The organism is Bacillus sp. D386 (assembly GCF_006346415.1).
Genome location: NZ_VEMV01000001.1, coordinates 611,693 through 627,216 on the forward strand (window position 1 = coordinate 611,693; position 15,524 = coordinate 627,216).

The 15,524-nt window shown below is 37.6% G+C and carries 16 protein-coding genes; 6 read left to right on the plus strand and 10 right to left on the minus strand.

Translation table 11 applies throughout. The annotated features are described in order from the left end of the window. The first annotated feature begins 56 nt into the window (after positions 1–56). Genes FHY45_RS02900 through FHY45_RS02915 form a run of 4 tightly spaced genes read left to right on the plus strand, consistent with a single transcriptional unit; the run spans position 57 to position 3,052 of the window. Positions 57–1,187, plus strand: coding sequence for a helix-turn-helix domain-containing protein (locus FHY45_RS02900; protein WP_139891344.1), 1,131 nt, complete (start codon positions 57–59; stop codon positions 1,185–1,187). Continuing rightward, the gene (locus FHY45_RS02905; RefSeq protein WP_066101089.1) at positions 1,180–1,383 is read left to right on the plus strand and encodes a PLDc N-terminal domain-containing protein; all 204 of its coding nucleotides are present in this window, start codon (positions 1,180–1,182) and stop codon (positions 1,381–1,383) included. The genes FHY45_RS02900 and FHY45_RS02905 overlap by 8 nt, the downstream gene beginning before the upstream one ends. Next, a complete protein-coding gene (locus FHY45_RS02910; protein ID WP_066101092.1) occupies positions 1,383–2,285 on the plus strand; it encodes an ABC transporter ATP-binding protein in 903 nt (300 codons plus the stop codon). The genes FHY45_RS02905 and FHY45_RS02910 overlap by 1 nt, the downstream gene beginning before the upstream one ends. After that, complete coding sequence (locus FHY45_RS02915) at positions 2,282–3,052, plus strand: ABC transporter permease (protein ID WP_066101095.1); 771 nt, start codon at positions 2,282–2,284, stop codon at positions 3,050–3,052. The genes FHY45_RS02910 and FHY45_RS02915 overlap by 4 nt, the downstream gene beginning before the upstream one ends. An 89-nt stretch (positions 3,053–3,141) precedes the next feature. Here the strand turns inward: FHY45_RS02915 and FHY45_RS02920 are convergent, their stop codons facing one another. From FHY45_RS02920 to FHY45_RS02960, 9 genes are all read right to left on the minus strand, one after another. Next, on the minus strand, positions 3,142–3,738 hold the full coding sequence (locus tag FHY45_RS02920) for a DedA family protein (RefSeq protein ID WP_066101096.1): 597 nt from the start codon (positions 3,736–3,738) through the stop codon (positions 3,142–3,144). Positions 3,739–3,783: 45 nt separating this feature from the next. Then, complete coding sequence (locus tag FHY45_RS02925) at positions 3,784–4,782, minus strand: glycosyltransferase family 2 protein (RefSeq protein WP_139891345.1); 999 nt, start codon at positions 4,780–4,782, stop codon at positions 3,784–3,786. Positions 4,783–4,796: 14 nt separating this feature from the next. Next, the gene (locus tag FHY45_RS02930; RefSeq protein ID WP_257468956.1) at positions 4,797–6,485 is read right to left on the minus strand and encodes a DUF6044 family protein; all 1,689 of its coding nucleotides are present in this window, start codon (positions 6,483–6,485) and stop codon (positions 4,797–4,799) included. Between the two features lie 322 nt (positions 6,486–6,807). Further along, positions 6,808–7,590: an HAD family hydrolase gene (locus FHY45_RS02935; RefSeq protein WP_139891346.1), complete on the minus strand. Its 783-nt coding sequence runs from the start codon at positions 7,588–7,590 to the stop codon at positions 6,808–6,810. Positions 7,591–7,708: 118 nt separating this feature from the next. Further along, complete coding sequence (locus FHY45_RS02940) at positions 7,709–9,070, minus strand: aspartate kinase (protein WP_066101103.1); 1,362 nt, start codon at positions 9,068–9,070, stop codon at positions 7,709–7,711. A 638-nt stretch (positions 9,071–9,708) separates the two neighbouring features. Next, positions 9,709–10,395 (minus strand): nicotinamide riboside transporter PnuC, encoded by a 687-nt coding sequence (pnuC, locus tag FHY45_RS02945; protein ID WP_139891347.1) that lies wholly within the window; start codon positions 10,393–10,395, stop codon positions 9,709–9,711. After that, positions 10,382–11,503: an AAA family ATPase gene (locus FHY45_RS02950; protein WP_139891348.1), complete on the minus strand. Its 1,122-nt coding sequence runs from the start codon at positions 11,501–11,503 to the stop codon at positions 10,382–10,384. The genes pnuC and FHY45_RS02950 overlap by 14 nt, the downstream gene beginning before the upstream one ends. 319 nt (positions 11,504–11,822) lie before the next feature. Beyond that, the gene (locus tag FHY45_RS02955) at positions 11,823–12,353 is read right to left on the minus strand and encodes a tetratricopeptide repeat protein (protein ID WP_139891349.1); all 531 of its coding nucleotides are present in this window, start codon (positions 12,351–12,353) and stop codon (positions 11,823–11,825) included. A 232-nt stretch (positions 12,354–12,585) separates the two neighbouring features. After that, positions 12,586–13,122 carry an RNA 2'-phosphotransferase gene (locus FHY45_RS02960; protein ID WP_139891350.1) on the minus strand — a complete coding sequence of 179 codons (537 nt, stop codon included), beginning with the start codon at positions 13,120–13,122 and terminating at the stop codon, positions 12,586–12,588. Positions 13,123–13,331: 209 nt separating this feature from the next. On the opposite strand from FHY45_RS02960, the gene FHY45_RS02965 reads away from it, so the two are divergent. Continuing rightward, a complete protein-coding gene (locus FHY45_RS02965) occupies positions 13,332–14,060 on the plus strand; it encodes an NAD-dependent protein deacylase (RefSeq protein ID WP_257468957.1) in 729 nt (242 codons plus the stop codon). A 191-nt stretch (positions 14,061–14,251) separates the two neighbouring features. Beyond that, the gene (locus tag FHY45_RS02970; RefSeq protein WP_139891351.1) at positions 14,252–14,587 is read left to right on the plus strand and encodes a L,D-transpeptidase; all 336 of its coding nucleotides are present in this window, start codon (positions 14,252–14,254) and stop codon (positions 14,585–14,587) included. Between the two features lie 202 nt (positions 14,588–14,789). Here FHY45_RS02970 and FHY45_RS02975 read toward each other — a convergent pair whose 3' ends face one another. Then, the gene (locus FHY45_RS02975; protein WP_139891352.1) at positions 14,790–15,353 is read right to left on the minus strand and encodes an NAD(P)/FAD-dependent oxidoreductase; all 564 of its coding nucleotides are present in this window, start codon (positions 15,351–15,353) and stop codon (positions 14,790–14,792) included. Between the last annotated feature and the right edge of the window lie 171 nt (positions 15,354–15,524).

Sequence of the window (15,524 nt, forward strand, 5' to 3'; positions counted from 1 at the left end):
TTGCTCCATTTAGCTTTACAGCATCTATGGTTACAATAGTTATAGGAGGTAGTTGTATGTACTCATTAAATTTTTCACATAACCTTGCTAACCTGCGCCGTAAAAAGAAACTCACCCAAAAGGAATTAGCGGATTTTATCGGTGTTACGAAGGCATCCGTATCTAAATGGGAAAATAAACAGAGCTTGCCGGACATCTTACTATTACCCCAGCTCGCATCTTTTCTAGATGTAAGTATAGATGAATTGCTGGGCTATGAAGCACAGTTGAGTCGGGAACAAATCCAAAAGCTATATGTGGAGCTTGCTTCTGACTATACAAGACTGCCCTTTAATGAAGTGATGAATAAATCACGAGAACTGGTTCGCCGCTATTATTCCTGTTATTCCTTTTTACTCCAGATCTGCATCCTTTGGCTGAACCATTTTCCTCTTGCAAAGGACCATGATGAGCAACAAAGAATTTTGCACGAAGCTGTAACACTTTGTGAGCATATAGAGGAAAATTGTAAAGTAATAGATATTTGTAATGATGCTATCACTGTGAAAGCTGTATTCAACCTCCAACTCGGTAAAGCTGAAGAAGTCATTGAAGCATTGGAGATGATAGCAGATCCAACTCGCATCTATCACCAAAGTGATTCAATTTTGGCACAGGCCTATCTGACCGTCGGGGATTTAGACAAAGCCAAAAGCTATACACAAATCAATATGTATCTACATGTGATATCGCTGATTACAACTGCGGTCCAATACCTAGCCATTCATATGGATGACCTTGCAGTATGTGAAAAAACGATTAAAAAAACAGAGGGATTGATTCGGCTATATGATTTAAACAACCTGCATCCCAATAGCGCAGCACAATTTTTCTATCAGGCAGCACTTGTCTATATCACACATGGAGAAAAAGAAAAGGCGCTGGGAATGCTAAATCAATATGTTCAGGTAGTTCGAGTGCTTTTTACCCATGAGCACGCGTTGCTCCACGGCGATGCTTATTTTGACAGGCTGGATGAATGGATTAGCAAACTTGACCTAGGAGCATCACCGCCACGAAATATGCGCCTTGTGGCAAAAAGTGTACTGGAGTCTTTTAAGCATCCATTATTGACAGCACTTCAGGACAATCTAGAATTTAAGAGAATACAAAGAGAACTTACGGAAGGAGTGAAATATTATGAATGAAGTTAAAGAATTCTTACCCTTTATTATTCCTTTGGTTATTGCAGAATTTACATTGCTGGGTTATACCATCCATCATATTTTGACACATAATACCTATAAGCGCGGCAGTCGTACCATGTGGCTAGTTATCGTGATAATCGGCATGCAATTCATAGGACCTATTCTGTATTTCCTGCTTGGAAAAGAGGATGAATGATGAATATGTTAACTTTATCTCATGTAAAAAAGCGGTTTGGAGATAAAAAAGTATTAGAGGATGTCACTTTTTCTGTACCGGAGCATACTGTTTTTGGTTTTGTGGGTCAGAATGGCGCTGGGAAAACTACGACTATGAAAATTATTCTTGGCTTGCTGGAGGCAAACAGCGGGGAGATTACTGTTGGCGGAGAAAAGGTTCGCTACGGCGATACTCCCACAAATCGGCTTATTGGATATTTACCTGATGTACCTGAGTTTTATTCTTTTATGGCTCCTAAAGAATATTTGCATTTTTGCGGTGAGCTCACAGGGATGTCATCTTCGAGTATCAAGGCTCGTACAACGGAGCTTCTGGAGCTTGTGGGACTCTCCAATGAGAAACGGCGAATCAAAGGTTTTTCACGCGGCATGAAGCAACGGCTCGGAATTGCACAAGCGCTTTTCAACCGACCTAGACTGTTGATTTGCGATGAACCGACCTCCTCTCTCGATCCTGTTGGAAGAAGGGAAATTCTAGATATTCTTACCGCAGCAAAGGAACATACAACTATTCTCTTTTCCACGCATATTCTTTCCGATGTTGAGCGTATATGTGATGAGGTCGCATTCCTTCACGAAGGCCAAATCGTGTTGCAGGAATCAATGGAAAAGTTAAAAAGAGACTATGCAAGCATCGGGTATGAAATTGAGTTGGAGTATCCAGAAGATACGGCAAAACTACTTGCTGCTTTTCCAAGCATCAAAAAAAGCAATGAGAAACACCTATTGCTGGAGCGAGCTGATCAGGTACAGACAGAAGCCGTATTACGTTTTATATTGGAACATCATATTCCTTTCCGCCGTTTCGAAAAGCAGGAGCTATCGCTGGAATCTCTGTTTATGGAGGTCGTCAGTAAATGAAATCTTTTCTAGCTTTTTTCAAAAAAGAGTGGATGGAATGGAGTCGAACAGGACGATTGCTCATTCTACTGCTAGTATTTGTACTTTTCGGGATTATGAATCCAGCTATAGCAAAGATAACTCCATGGATGATGGAAATGATGGCAGACTCTCTGGAGGGATCAGGCCTTGTCGTTACAGAGGTTACAGTAGATGCCTTGACCTCCTGGACTCAGTTTTATAAAAACATGCCAATAGCCCTGATTATTTTTATACTGCTATGCAGTGGATCCTTTACTTCAGAATATCAAAAAGGAACACTCATCCCTGTTCTGACAAAGGGTCTTTCTCGCTGGAAATTCGTTATCGCAAAAAGCATGATGATATTTATATCGTGGACAGCTTGCTATTGGATTTGCTTTGGTATCACTTATGCTTATAATGCTTTTTATTGGGATAATAGCATCGCCATGTACACTAGCTTTGCAGCAATGTGTTACTGGCTTTTCGGGCTTTGGGTGTTATCATTTATGGTGCTGTTTTCTACACTATCCTCTAGTAATACCACTGTTTTACTCGGAACTGGTGGTACTGTACTGGCGGTTTATCTCATCGGACTTTTCCCAAAGCTAGAATCTCTCACACCGATGAAGCTAACTGAAACCATGAGTCTCCTGACAGGGCTCAAAGAACCGGGAGAGTATGTCACGACGATTGCAATATCTGCCGGCATAGTCGGAATATGCCTCGCTGTTGCGGTTATGATTTTCAAAACAAAAAAGATATAAGATATGTTAAAACAGAAGCCCCTGTCAGGTCATCCTAACAGGGGCTTCTGTTTTCTCTACATTATAATGAACAATATGTAAAATATTTTTTAAGAGCTAACTTTACTTCTCGCAGGAGAGAACCAATTTTTCCATGAAAGTACTACGATGAAAATCAAGAAAAAAATGACCGCAATGAAGCTTAAATACTTGAGACCAATCATATTTCCGAAATAAAATCCAATCGTCATATAAAAGGTTGTCCATAGTAAGCTTGCTAAAAACGCGAGCGAGAAAAATTTTGCATATGGTAATTCACGTGTTCCTGACATATAGGGAGTTAGCTGTCTAAGTCCCGGTAAAAAATATCCTATAACAACCATTTTATTTTCAAATTGATCAAACCTTTTATGCATACTCATCCAGCGTTTCGGTGTGATTTTCACTAGATTTCCATACTTCTTGATGATGGATGTCCCAAGCTTCCTTCCAATCATATAGGTAAAAAGCATACCCACATTAGTACCCAATAGTGCAGCGCAGATGGCCCAAAGAAAATTGAGGTTTTGTTCAGCAATGACAGCACCGATAAAAATAACAAATGTTTCTTCAGGTGCAGGAATTCCCACAATCCCGCAAAATAAAACTAAGATAATCACCCAGTATCCATACAGCTGTATATAATTTGTAATAGCATCAAGCGTCATGTAGTTTCCTTCCTGTTTTCAAACCAAGATACATATATAACCCTGTTAGCGAGATTTATATTGATTTTCCTGGTTCGCCTGGTCTTTTTGATCTTCAGTATAGTTGTCCACATCAATGGCATAAATCGGCCTTTGTTTAACCTCTTTAAAAATCTTGCCAATGTATTCACCCACTATTCCAATACCAATCAACTGCAGGCCACCAATAATCCACAGAGAAATCATGATGGATGTCCAACCAGATTGTGTATTCCCCAGTGTTTTTTGAATCAGAGCATAGCTGCCTGCGACCACACTGATAAACAGCGTCAAAAAGCCAATGTAGGTAACACAGCGTATCGGCGCAACACTAAAGGAGGTAATCCCATCAAGCGCAAAAGAAATCATTTTCTTCAACGGATATTTAGACTCTCCCGCTTCTCTTTCCTTCCGATCATAAAAGACTTCAGCGGAGGAAAATCCAATCATTGGAATCATACCTCTTAAGAATAAATTCCGTTCCTTATATTTTAAAAGTTCTCCCAATGCACGCTTGCTCATTAATCTAAAATCTGCATGATTAGGAATTAGTTTGATTCCCAATTTGCCCATCATACGATAAAAGCTAAGCGCTGTAGTCCGCTTGAATATAGTATCCTTCTTTCGCTGATCTCGGACTCCATAGACAATATCATATCCCTGATTGTATTTTTCAACCATCTCTTTAATGACCTGTATGTCATCCTGTAAATCAGCATCGATGGAGATGACACAATCAGAATGCTTTTGGGCTGTTGCCAGACCAGCGAGCAATGCATTTTGATGACCTACATTGCCAGCTAATTTTAGCCCCTTGACTAAACTATTCTGTACACTCTCCATTTGTATTAAATCCCAGGTATCATCAACACTGCCATCATCCACAAATAAAATAGCACTCCTTTCTGAGATTACACGGGAGTCCAATAACTCTTTTAGAATGGATGAAAGCTCTTCAGATGTTTTAGACAATACCTCCTGTTCATTGTAACAAGGCACAACGATTGTTAATACAGGCAGATTCATTATGAGTAACTCCTTTACATGACATGATATAGATAGATCTTCCAAGCTGAATCTTCATGATCAAAAACATCCATCAATTCAAGGTTATTCTCATCTGCATTCACAATAGGTACAGCTGAGATTATATATTGACCGCCCATTTCTTTCAGTACCTTCGTATTCAACTCTAAATTTTTTATTGTTTTGGATGAATTTTTTTCGTAATCATATTTCTTACCAAGCTCATCCACAAAAATATAACAACGCCCGCCCCATTTATCAAAATATTTTTTAAGCTGAGCGTTCTTATCCAGCTCCTTCTCAATAATTTCTCGGAACTGATGCTTGTACGCCAATGGATAGTAATTGTTATACGTATCCAAAGTATAAAAGCCATTATATTGAGCAATAGCAGGATGTAATCCTATACTTACCACTCTGTACGTATCCTGAGGTTTTCCAATATAATCTTTTATCTCAGTAAATTGGTCAACAGCATAAAACTCCCTAAAAGTCGGTGAATCCAGTCTTCCATAATACACTTCCGGATTGTACATAAATAAGACAATCAGCTGAGCGACAATGACTCCTTTTGAAAACTGCCTCCATCTCCCTCCATTTTTCCAAAGAATACGGCAGGACAGGGCAAACAATAAGTACAAAACTAACGGTCTCAGGAAATGAAAACGGGCAAAATTAAAATTATTTAAAAGTGAAATTTGTTCTTTCAAGGATGCCCATCCCTCATAAAACCAAAACGCATACCATGCAGATAAAATAAAATTCAAGATAAACAGCTGAACATAGCGTTTCTCACTTTTCCAAAGCTTATTCCGATAAATAAACCATAAAGCTATAAATGACACAGGCAAAATAATATATTGATGAAGCGTTAATACATGATTATGTCCAATTATGTAATTTTTAAATATCAGACGGACAGATCGCGCAAATCCTAATGCAGAGCTGAAATATTCATCCCGGCTGTTGGGCTCTTCAGGAAATATCAAAGAATAAACCAAGCGATATTCAATCAACAGGTAAATAAAAGTCATTAAAGCAATACTGCCGAAGAATTTCCAATTAGGGTCTTTTTTCTTGATCCAATCATAAAGCCAAAGCAATCCCATAGCCACCAGGAAGAAAAAGAACCCCAGTACAAAGCTCGAATAAAAAGGCAGAAGAATTAAAATGAGCCAATCCGTCCATTTACTATCTCTGCCTCTAATATTCAAAAAGGCATACAAGGCTAATGGATGCCCCAATGTGGCAAGCATTCCGGATGGCCAAAAAGGAGTCAAAGCAAAGGCCAATGCAACGAATACACGTATAAAGCCATGTTCCTCTTTTCTAACAACATGCTTTTTAAGTAAGAGATACATTCCAATAAACGCAAAGATTCTAGTAATCGCCTGACTGATTGAATATGCCGTCATGGATGGTAATAAATAATGGAGCCATTCAATTCCGCTGAATTCAGTTCCAATTGAATTCCTCGGCAAACCATTAATGATTTGTGGAATAGTCTCATTTATCGGTCCAAACAGCATTTGATTATCCTTCAGAACCTTGTACCAAGCGATATTGGAATCTAAGTTATCATGCACCCGTATATGAGAATCTTCACCAAGTATAAACATCGGAGCCAAATAAATGATCAACAACACCATCGCAGCTATCAATAACTTAGTTTCCTCAGTCCATTTGTTTCTTAATTCCCCCACTGCTATACACCGACTTTTCAAGATATATTTAAATCAACCCACCAATAATTGTAAAATTATAATGTACTCATGGTAGCTATTTATATACCCCATGTCAAGGAGCTATTGGGTCAATATGGATATTACAAATCTTCACCCTCAACCTTTTTTAATGTAAACTAGGTAATTTTCAAATATAGGCTTATTGTTGTATGTAAAGGCAAATCATCATTACGAAAACAGTCAAAAATAAAAAACCAATTCAACCTGGGGTACTTAACCCCTTAAGGATGAATTGGTCTCCGCGACACTTCTTGAAATTTCTTTCACAAGATATTCATAATTATATTTCCTTCAGCAATGGTAGTAAATCCGCCAGTTTCTTAATCTCATAGGTAGGCTTCACTTGATCCGTTACTTTATGATGGCGGTTTACCCAAACAGATTTTATTCCTGCACGATTGGCACCGAGAATATCCGTCATCAGATTATCTCCAACCATCAGGACTTCTTTTTTTTCAACCTCTAATAATCCTACAGCATGTTCAAAGAGTTCGGGAGCCGGCTTACCTTGTCCAAAATCCCCTGAAATGACAATATGATCGAAATAGGGAGCTATTTCAGGTGTTATTTCCAGCTTTGTTGTTTGCAATTGCGGGGAGCCATTTGTCAGTAAAAGAAGTTTAACACAACCCTTTAATTGATCCAGCACTTCAAAGGTATCCTCATAAATAAAGGGATGTTTTCTTCTTTCTTCAGGAAACTTTTCCGCTAATTCCTGTCCTAACTCTGCATCCTCTATTCCCAATGCTTTCAACCCATTCGTCCACGCATCCTTGCGATAGAGCGGCATAATTTGAGCCATCTTTTGAAATTGCTCATGTTTGTCCTGAAAATCCCCCCATAATCCCTCAAATGGATTTATCCCAATCATTTGTGTAAAAGCGAATGTTTCATAGGAGCTATACAGTTTAGTGGCTTCCTTTCTAACTGATTCTTCTAGCTGCACTGGGTCAATCTGATATTTGTTTATAGACAGCCCGCAGGTTACCCTGAAAGCTTCCTGAACACTTTTTTGATCCCATAACAATGTATCATCGAGGTCAAACATGATTGCCTTTACCATATCGGTTCCTCCGTCCCAGCATCAACCGCTCCGGTTTGATCCTATTAATATAGAAAAGTTTTGTTCTTTGGATAATGGCATTATGAAACATTTCTATTATTCGATTTACCACTTTTCCTTACACGCTTACACTGGTAAAAAATTCATTGTAAAGAGCAGCCACTGCTCGGTTTTCCTGAAGTTCTTTCACACCAAACATCATACTGACTTCAGAAGACCCTTGATTGATCATTTCGATATTAATGCCGGCATTTGCCAAAGCCTTGGATGCCCTCGCAACTGTACCAACATTCGAACGCATTCCCTCTCCCACAATCATAATCAAGGATAAATTGTGTTCAATTTTCACCTCGTCAGCCTCTAATTCCTCTATAATCCGGTTCCTAATAATCTCTTCAAGCTCAGAGTCCATTTGATTCTGTCTTAAAATGACAGTCAAATCATCAATTCCCGAAGGAACATGTTCATAGGACAACTTTAAATCTTCAAGGATTTGAAGAAGTTTACGTCCAAAACCTATTTCTCTGTTCATTAAATATTTGCTGACATAAATGCTGCAAAAATCATTGTCACTTGCAATACCGACAACCGGACCATTGGTTAGCTCTTTTTTATTCACAATCATGGTACCAGGTGATAACGGATTATTCGTATTTTTAATATTTACTGGAATCCCTGCTTTAAAGGCGGGAATTAACGCTTCATCATGTAAAACACTAAATCCTGCATAGGAAAGTTCACGCATTTCCCGATACGTCAATACACTGATTTCCTTAGGTTTATTAATAATCGTTGGATTAACCGAAAATACGGCATCAACATCTGTATAATTTTCGTATAAATCAGCTTTAACTGCATTAGCCAGAATTGCACCTGTAATATCCGAGCCGCTCCGCGGGAACGTCATCACCTTTCCATCCGTTGTATAACCAAAGAATCCTGGAAATATGACAATTCCTTTTTTATTTCTTAAATGATACAGATTGGCATACGATTCTGCTAAAACCTGAGCATTCCCCGGCTCATCACTGACGATTAGTCCTGCCTCATGAGGATTCATGTATTCAGCCTCTACACCTCTGGCTTGGAAAAAAGCAGCTACCAATTTGGCATTATTGTCTTCTCCACTGGCTTTAACGGCATCCATAAACTGACCCTTATCGCTCAGGTCTCCATTAAGAATTTCCATTAAATCAGCTCTAATTCTTTCGACAACAGAGCCTGAAATAGATAAATCCTCTGCTATTAATCGGTATCGATCAATAACCATATCAAATAAATATTGATCACAAGCCCCATTTAACCAGCTTTCTCCACAGGCAATGAGCAAGTCTGTCACTTTAGTATCGGATGAAAATCGTTTACCTGGTGCCGATACTACCACTATTTTACGTTGTGGATCTGATACGACAATCTCAAAAACTTTATTCAACTGCTCACCGGATGCAAGAGAAGTTCCCCCAAATTTAACTACTTTCATTCTGCATATCCCCTATGTTTAATTTTCAGATAATATTAACTATTATCACTTCTCAGCGCTAAAGTTTCAAGAGAAAATATGAAAAATTTCAAATAATATCCATCGGGACTTCTATTCTTCGGAAGTAAGTCTCATTCACCAAAGAATTAGAATGGCAGGATGTTCATGAAGGCGTAATAAATATTCTAGTTATCGATAAAATTTTGATGCCGTAAAATAAATAAATTATAAATTTTAATAGATTATGTCGTAAACCTGTCATTTATAGACATAAGTTGGAAGTATAATTCTTAAAAATAAAGAGCGTTGAGGAAAAACAAGGTAAAATAATTATAATATTTAGTCTGGAGGGTTATCTTATGATGGCGGCATCTTTATTTGGATTAATTTCCATATTGGTATATTTAGGGATTATCGTTTTTATTATTTATGTAGCACTTACTATCTTAAAGTTAATGTAACAAAAAAATGAATATCTAAAGGATATTCGTGACGAAATCAAGAAAAGCAATAGCATCAATCAGTTAAATCCATAATTTTGATTCAATCTTTGATTCTTTATAACTTGTACCAATAACAATAAAAGGGCCGTCACTATGACTGACCCTTTTTTAAATTCTTGAATTTTTTAGGAACTATTATTTTACTTCTTCTTTATTTAATTTACTCCAATTGTACCAACCGTAAATCGCATTGATTGTCCACGAAACATACATGGCAACCATAGACCACTGTCCAAGCATAATGAACATAACCAAGCAAACAAGGTCAATTACAATCCATACGAGCCATTGTTCTCTATATCGTAATACCATGAGGATTTGAGCTACTATTGCCATTACATTAGTAAATGCATCATAGTAAGGCAGAGTATTACCGAGATAATTTTTACCGATATAACCCAGTGCGATAGTACATATAACAATTAACACAGCTGTAATGATCATCTGCACTGACTTAAGACTTTTTGCTTTTACTTGCATTGTTTCCTCGGTCATATTCTTCTTCCAAATAAATACACCGAGAATACAAGTTACGAAGTAGAAAATATTTTCGAAGAACTCAAGATACAGCCCCAACCCCCATACGATATACATATAGGTTACAATCTGTATAAAGTTGAAGATATAAGACGACAGTTTGCCTTTCGCTGTCAAAACAACACAGATTACACCTGATACTCCGCAAATCATACCGATAGGAGAATCAGGAACAAAGCAATATACAATGATTTGAAGCAGTACCATACTTATCATAAATATTTTTTCAAAGAGATTATAACCGTTCCAAAATTCGTTTTTTAGATAATTTTTAATTCTTTCCATTTTCAATGATTCTTTTCACATCACTTACAATAGTTTTGAAGTTGTTCCAATAGCCGCCATTTAGAACCGTTACCTTGTCCCAATTTCCCGAACTTTTAATATTGTTGCAAAGTATGTTGAATAACTCATTGCGTTCCTCCATTCCAGAATGAGCCATAAATCGCTCGTGGTCATCCACAAACTCGCCGCAAGGACATAGTAAATAAATTTTATCCCACCGACATTTTTTTGTGATTTCATCGGCCACTATAGCAACTTTTTCAAATTCTTCCTCTGTTAAGTCACATTGGCTGTCTCTGGAATACCCCTCTGCGTACATTCTTGTTACCATCGAGTCGGAGTCCGCAAAAAAGATTCCTTGATTGGAGGGTGAGTTAATTAATTTTTTATTGAGATTATACTGCCCTTCAAGAAAAGCCATATAGTCCGTTCCGTTTAATTCCCATTCTGCTATATTACTTTCTTGCATGTAGCCTCTTGCAAACTCATAACTGTATGGCGCATTGAAATATTTGCCCAGGTCGGCGGTTAATACTGATTTTCCTTCCGAAGCAGTACCGCATATAAGAATGTTTGTACTAAAAACTCTCCGGAATGGATACGTTATTTTATCCCAATGCTTTATGGGGTTTTCCCTTATCATCGTTGCTGATATTGGAGTTAATGCAAGTCGGTCAACCAAGATTGAGGTTTCATTAAACTTTCCGATTAAGTCCTCATGGTAATTCCTATCCCCGACATACCAAATTCTGTCGGTATCTGTAGGTATTTCTACCGCCTTGCGATAAATAGTTTCAAACTCTTTAAGCCAACCGTTCCAACCATTAGGATAATTTTCAATACCAATTTCATTTTCATTGATTGCATATACAGCAACCAAATCATCATCCGAAAAAAACTCTCTCACGTAACGATATCGCATTTTATGAGGCATAAGTGGTTCACCTTTGTCCCCGTCATATCCACATACAATGACAATACAACCGCCGTCGTTTTCTTTTTTTGCTTGCATAATTAGATCCAAATGCCCTCGATGAAGCGGAGCGAATGATCCAAATACAATACCAACTTTTTTTCCTTTAAGGGGTTTTTGGTAAGAGTTTAACACTTTTCTTCTCCCTTCTTTTTATTCTATAAATATAAAAATTAAAAGAAACTACGCCCTCGACTGAACCTCTATTTCTCTCATAGTACTACATGTAAATTTAGCTAGTTCTTTATTTTATTATACTAAAATAACATTATGAAAGAGGTAAGATTTACTGAAAGCGTACAGTTATACCAGAGAAAAAGAAACACCAAAAAAGGAGGATACACATTTTGAGTGAATCCTCCTTTTTTCATTGCTTTCATATAGAATGTTTCTTCTAAGTAAAAAGGTTATATACAGTTAGCTAATTCAACCTACAGGATGAGGTAATTCCGATTTAAGGATTGTCTAAATCTAAAGTTTCATCAAGGTGCTGGGCATAGTAAGAAATACCACGCTTAAAGTACTGAAGTATTTCATCATTTGTAGTTTCCATTAAATTCATTAAGACAATTTCCATAGCCCTTTTATATTCCCCTGTATTATATAAAGCCATAGAATAAAAGACTTGCAGGGCTCGATGTTCAGGAAATTCAGTCACACCGCGGCGAAGGACGTCAACAGACTCTTTATAATGCCCCAAAATGCGGTAACTGCTTCCTAAACCAAGGAAACATCTTTGTAAATCAGAACCGGATAGACCTAGTTCAATTGCTTTAACATAGTAAGGAATTGCTTTGTTACATAACCCAGAATTATCATAGGCAATCCCAATCTGATAATTTATTTCTGCATTTTCCGGATCATTTTCTGATAGATTTAACAGAAGATTAAGTGCATGATTTAAAATAGTCGAATCCTGTTTCTCACGACCATCTTCACGCAGCGCAATAGCATTATCCAGAAGTTCACGTGGATTTTTATTCATTTATTCCCACCTCATTGTTTCTTGTAATTTACAATCAGTCGCATTCCTTGTTCCCTACATTCGACAATATCGAATAAAACCCCTTTTTAGAAAGTACAATTAAATCCAGATTTCTAAAGGAGTTATTTATTTTATGAGTCACGCAGAACGACGGGGCAAGAAATATTTTGATGAGATTTTATTAAGAATTCTAGCTAACACGTCTACTAAATGTTACATCCCTCTGTTATTTTTACCGTTGCACCTCTAAAAACTCAACGGGTACTGTTTTTGTTAACCAAACATGATTTTTTGAACGATAAAATACATATCCTTGTTTCATCATTTCACCACTTCGTACACGATACACAACCGGTCTCCCATGCCGTTTCCCTACATTGATTGCTGTTTCTTCATCAGATGATAGATGAACATATAAACGACTCTTTGGAATTAGTCCAATACGTTCAATGGATTCTGTATACTTTTCTCCCGTACCATGCCATAAAAACTCTGGTGGATCCACGATTTCCAGTTCTACATCAACCGAAATGGAATGTCCTTGATTAGCTCGAATAAGTGACTTGTCCTCATTAAAAGAGTATCTCTGCTTATCATCGGTTCGCACAATTTCCTCTAGGATGTTCATATCAAAAGGATATTTTTTAGAAATACCCTTAATCAATTCCTCGACATTCGCCCATCCATGCTCATCCAGGGTAATTCCAATGGATTCCGGTTTGTGACGAAGAATCAAACTCATAAACCTGCTCGCTTTAATTAAACTCATTTTTTGGGATCCTCCTTTATAACATAAAAATGAAAAGAGAATAGAAGCTCCATGTTCGAAGCTGATTCTCGATTATTCGAATAGTTTCTTCTATTTTCTCATATAATACATCGATTTTCGCGAAACCAATGATTTAGAATAGCTAATCGGCTCGTGATATAATGATGAATAATTATGTACAGAGGACCCTAAAACAGGAGGCAGGTATTTTGTCCAAACTAGTAACTTTATTAAAAGAATCTAACTACACCGTTATCTTCACTGGTGCAGGTTTTTCGACTGAAAGCGGGTTACCTGATTTCCGCTCAACTAATAACGGATTGTGGAAGAAGCAAGATTCAGGCACTATTGCCAGTACAGATGCACTTAATCAAAATGTCAAAGAGTTTTTTGAATTTTATCGCCAGCGTGTGGTAGGAGTGAAGGAACACGGCCCACATAAAGGCCATTCTATTCTCGCTAAATGGGAACGTGAAGGTATTATTCAAAGTATTATTACGCAAAATGTAGATGGTTTCCACCAGGAAGCCGGCAGCAGTCGGGTAGCAGAGTTGCACGGAACCTTACAAAAGGTACATTGCCAAACATGCGGTAAGGAATATGGCAGTGAAATGTATTTAAATGAATCCTATCAATGTGAGTGTGGCGGCAAGCTTCGTCCATCCGTCATTTTATTTGGTGAAATGTTGCCTGAAAAACCATTCATGATGGCTGAGGCTGAAAGTGAAAAAGCAGACCTGTTTATTGTTCTCGGATCATCGTTATCAGTGACACCTGCTAATCAGTTCCCTTTAATTGCTAAGCAAAATGGTGCGAAACTGGTTATTATTAATTTAGAGCCTACTAATTTTGATTTTTATGCAGACCTCGTGATTAATGACCGTAAAGCCGGCGAGCTTTTGGCAGAAATAGATGCCGAGTTAATTGAAAATTATTAATAGATTCAGGCCAATCTTTGAGAAGGAGATTGGCTTTTTTATATGCAGTTATCTTCCATCTCAGTACCTGAAAGCTGTACAAATTGTAACTAAACAAAAGGCTCTGTTCGTATATATTGCTGCTAATGTCTGTTAATTAACAAATGCCTGAGCTACTTCATACAATATTTTAAAAAATGGAGTTGTTATTCATGGCGAGATGGATTGACATATCAACATCGAAACATCAATTAAAACTTTTTGATGGAAATAGGCTGATAAAAGCTTACCCAATTGCAGTTGGGAAAATATTATCACCAACACCTTCTGGGACATACAAGATAATCAATAAACAACGTAATCCAGGAAGACAATTCGGAGTTCTTTGGATGGGTTTGTCAAAGCCTCATTACGGTATACATGGAACAAATACCCCAGCTTCAATCGGTAAGAATGTCTCACATGGTTGTATTAGGATGTTTAATCATGATGTTCTAGAATTATCATCTAGAGTTCCAATTGGTACTAGGGTTGTTATTCATAAATGACTCTGTTAATCTAGCTCCCCTAACTGCATAATTTTGGTCAAAAATACGACATAAAAGCATCGCTTCTCTTATTCCACTAATCTTTGCCTTGGTTGAATAAGAACGGGAATTCAAAAACGAACATTATCTACAAACAGAGTCAAACAAAAAAACGACCCACTCATGAGCCGTAACGATATCATTCAACTATTATTCATTTAATTTAAGATTTTAGAATATCGTGGTCAACATACCGTTCCCCATTCAGAGAACTGATTACATTAATCGCGACTCTTGCTCCGTCCCCTGCTGTAATAATTGTATGCATGCTCACACCTGCAACTGTGCCGGCTGCCCAGACATGATCAAGATAGGTTTTACCGGAATCATCGACATCAATCACTTTTTTAATACGCGGTTCAGTACCTTCCTTTGTTTTGATGCCTGAAGCTTCAGCGAGGTCAACTAACATACCAGAAGCCAAGATCACTTCACTTGCCATATAGTTGGATTCTTCCGTTTGGATGATTACTCCATCATTCGCCACTTCGATTTTTTCAGCGGTTGCAACCTTGAATTCAGCGCCAAATTTCTCTGCCTGTTTTTTACCGATTGCAATAAGGTCAGGTCCAGTGATTTCTTCTACACCATAATGATTTTCAATCCAGGCACGTTTTGTGACACTTTTATCATTATCCAACACCAACGTTTTTTTACCTGCTTTGGCAGTGAATAATGCAGCACTTGCACCGCTTGGTCCTGCTCCAATAACTATAACATCATACATATCCTCAAACCTCCCCCAACCAATTATAAAATCCCTCTTATTATAACAGGAATAATTACCAATTCTATTGAAGTGATTTTTCCATCGATACCTGACCAATCGTTTCAGTGAACCAAGTTCTTTTATAATAGTCACCATTTCTTTATTAGCCAATGGTAGGTTAATAAAGAA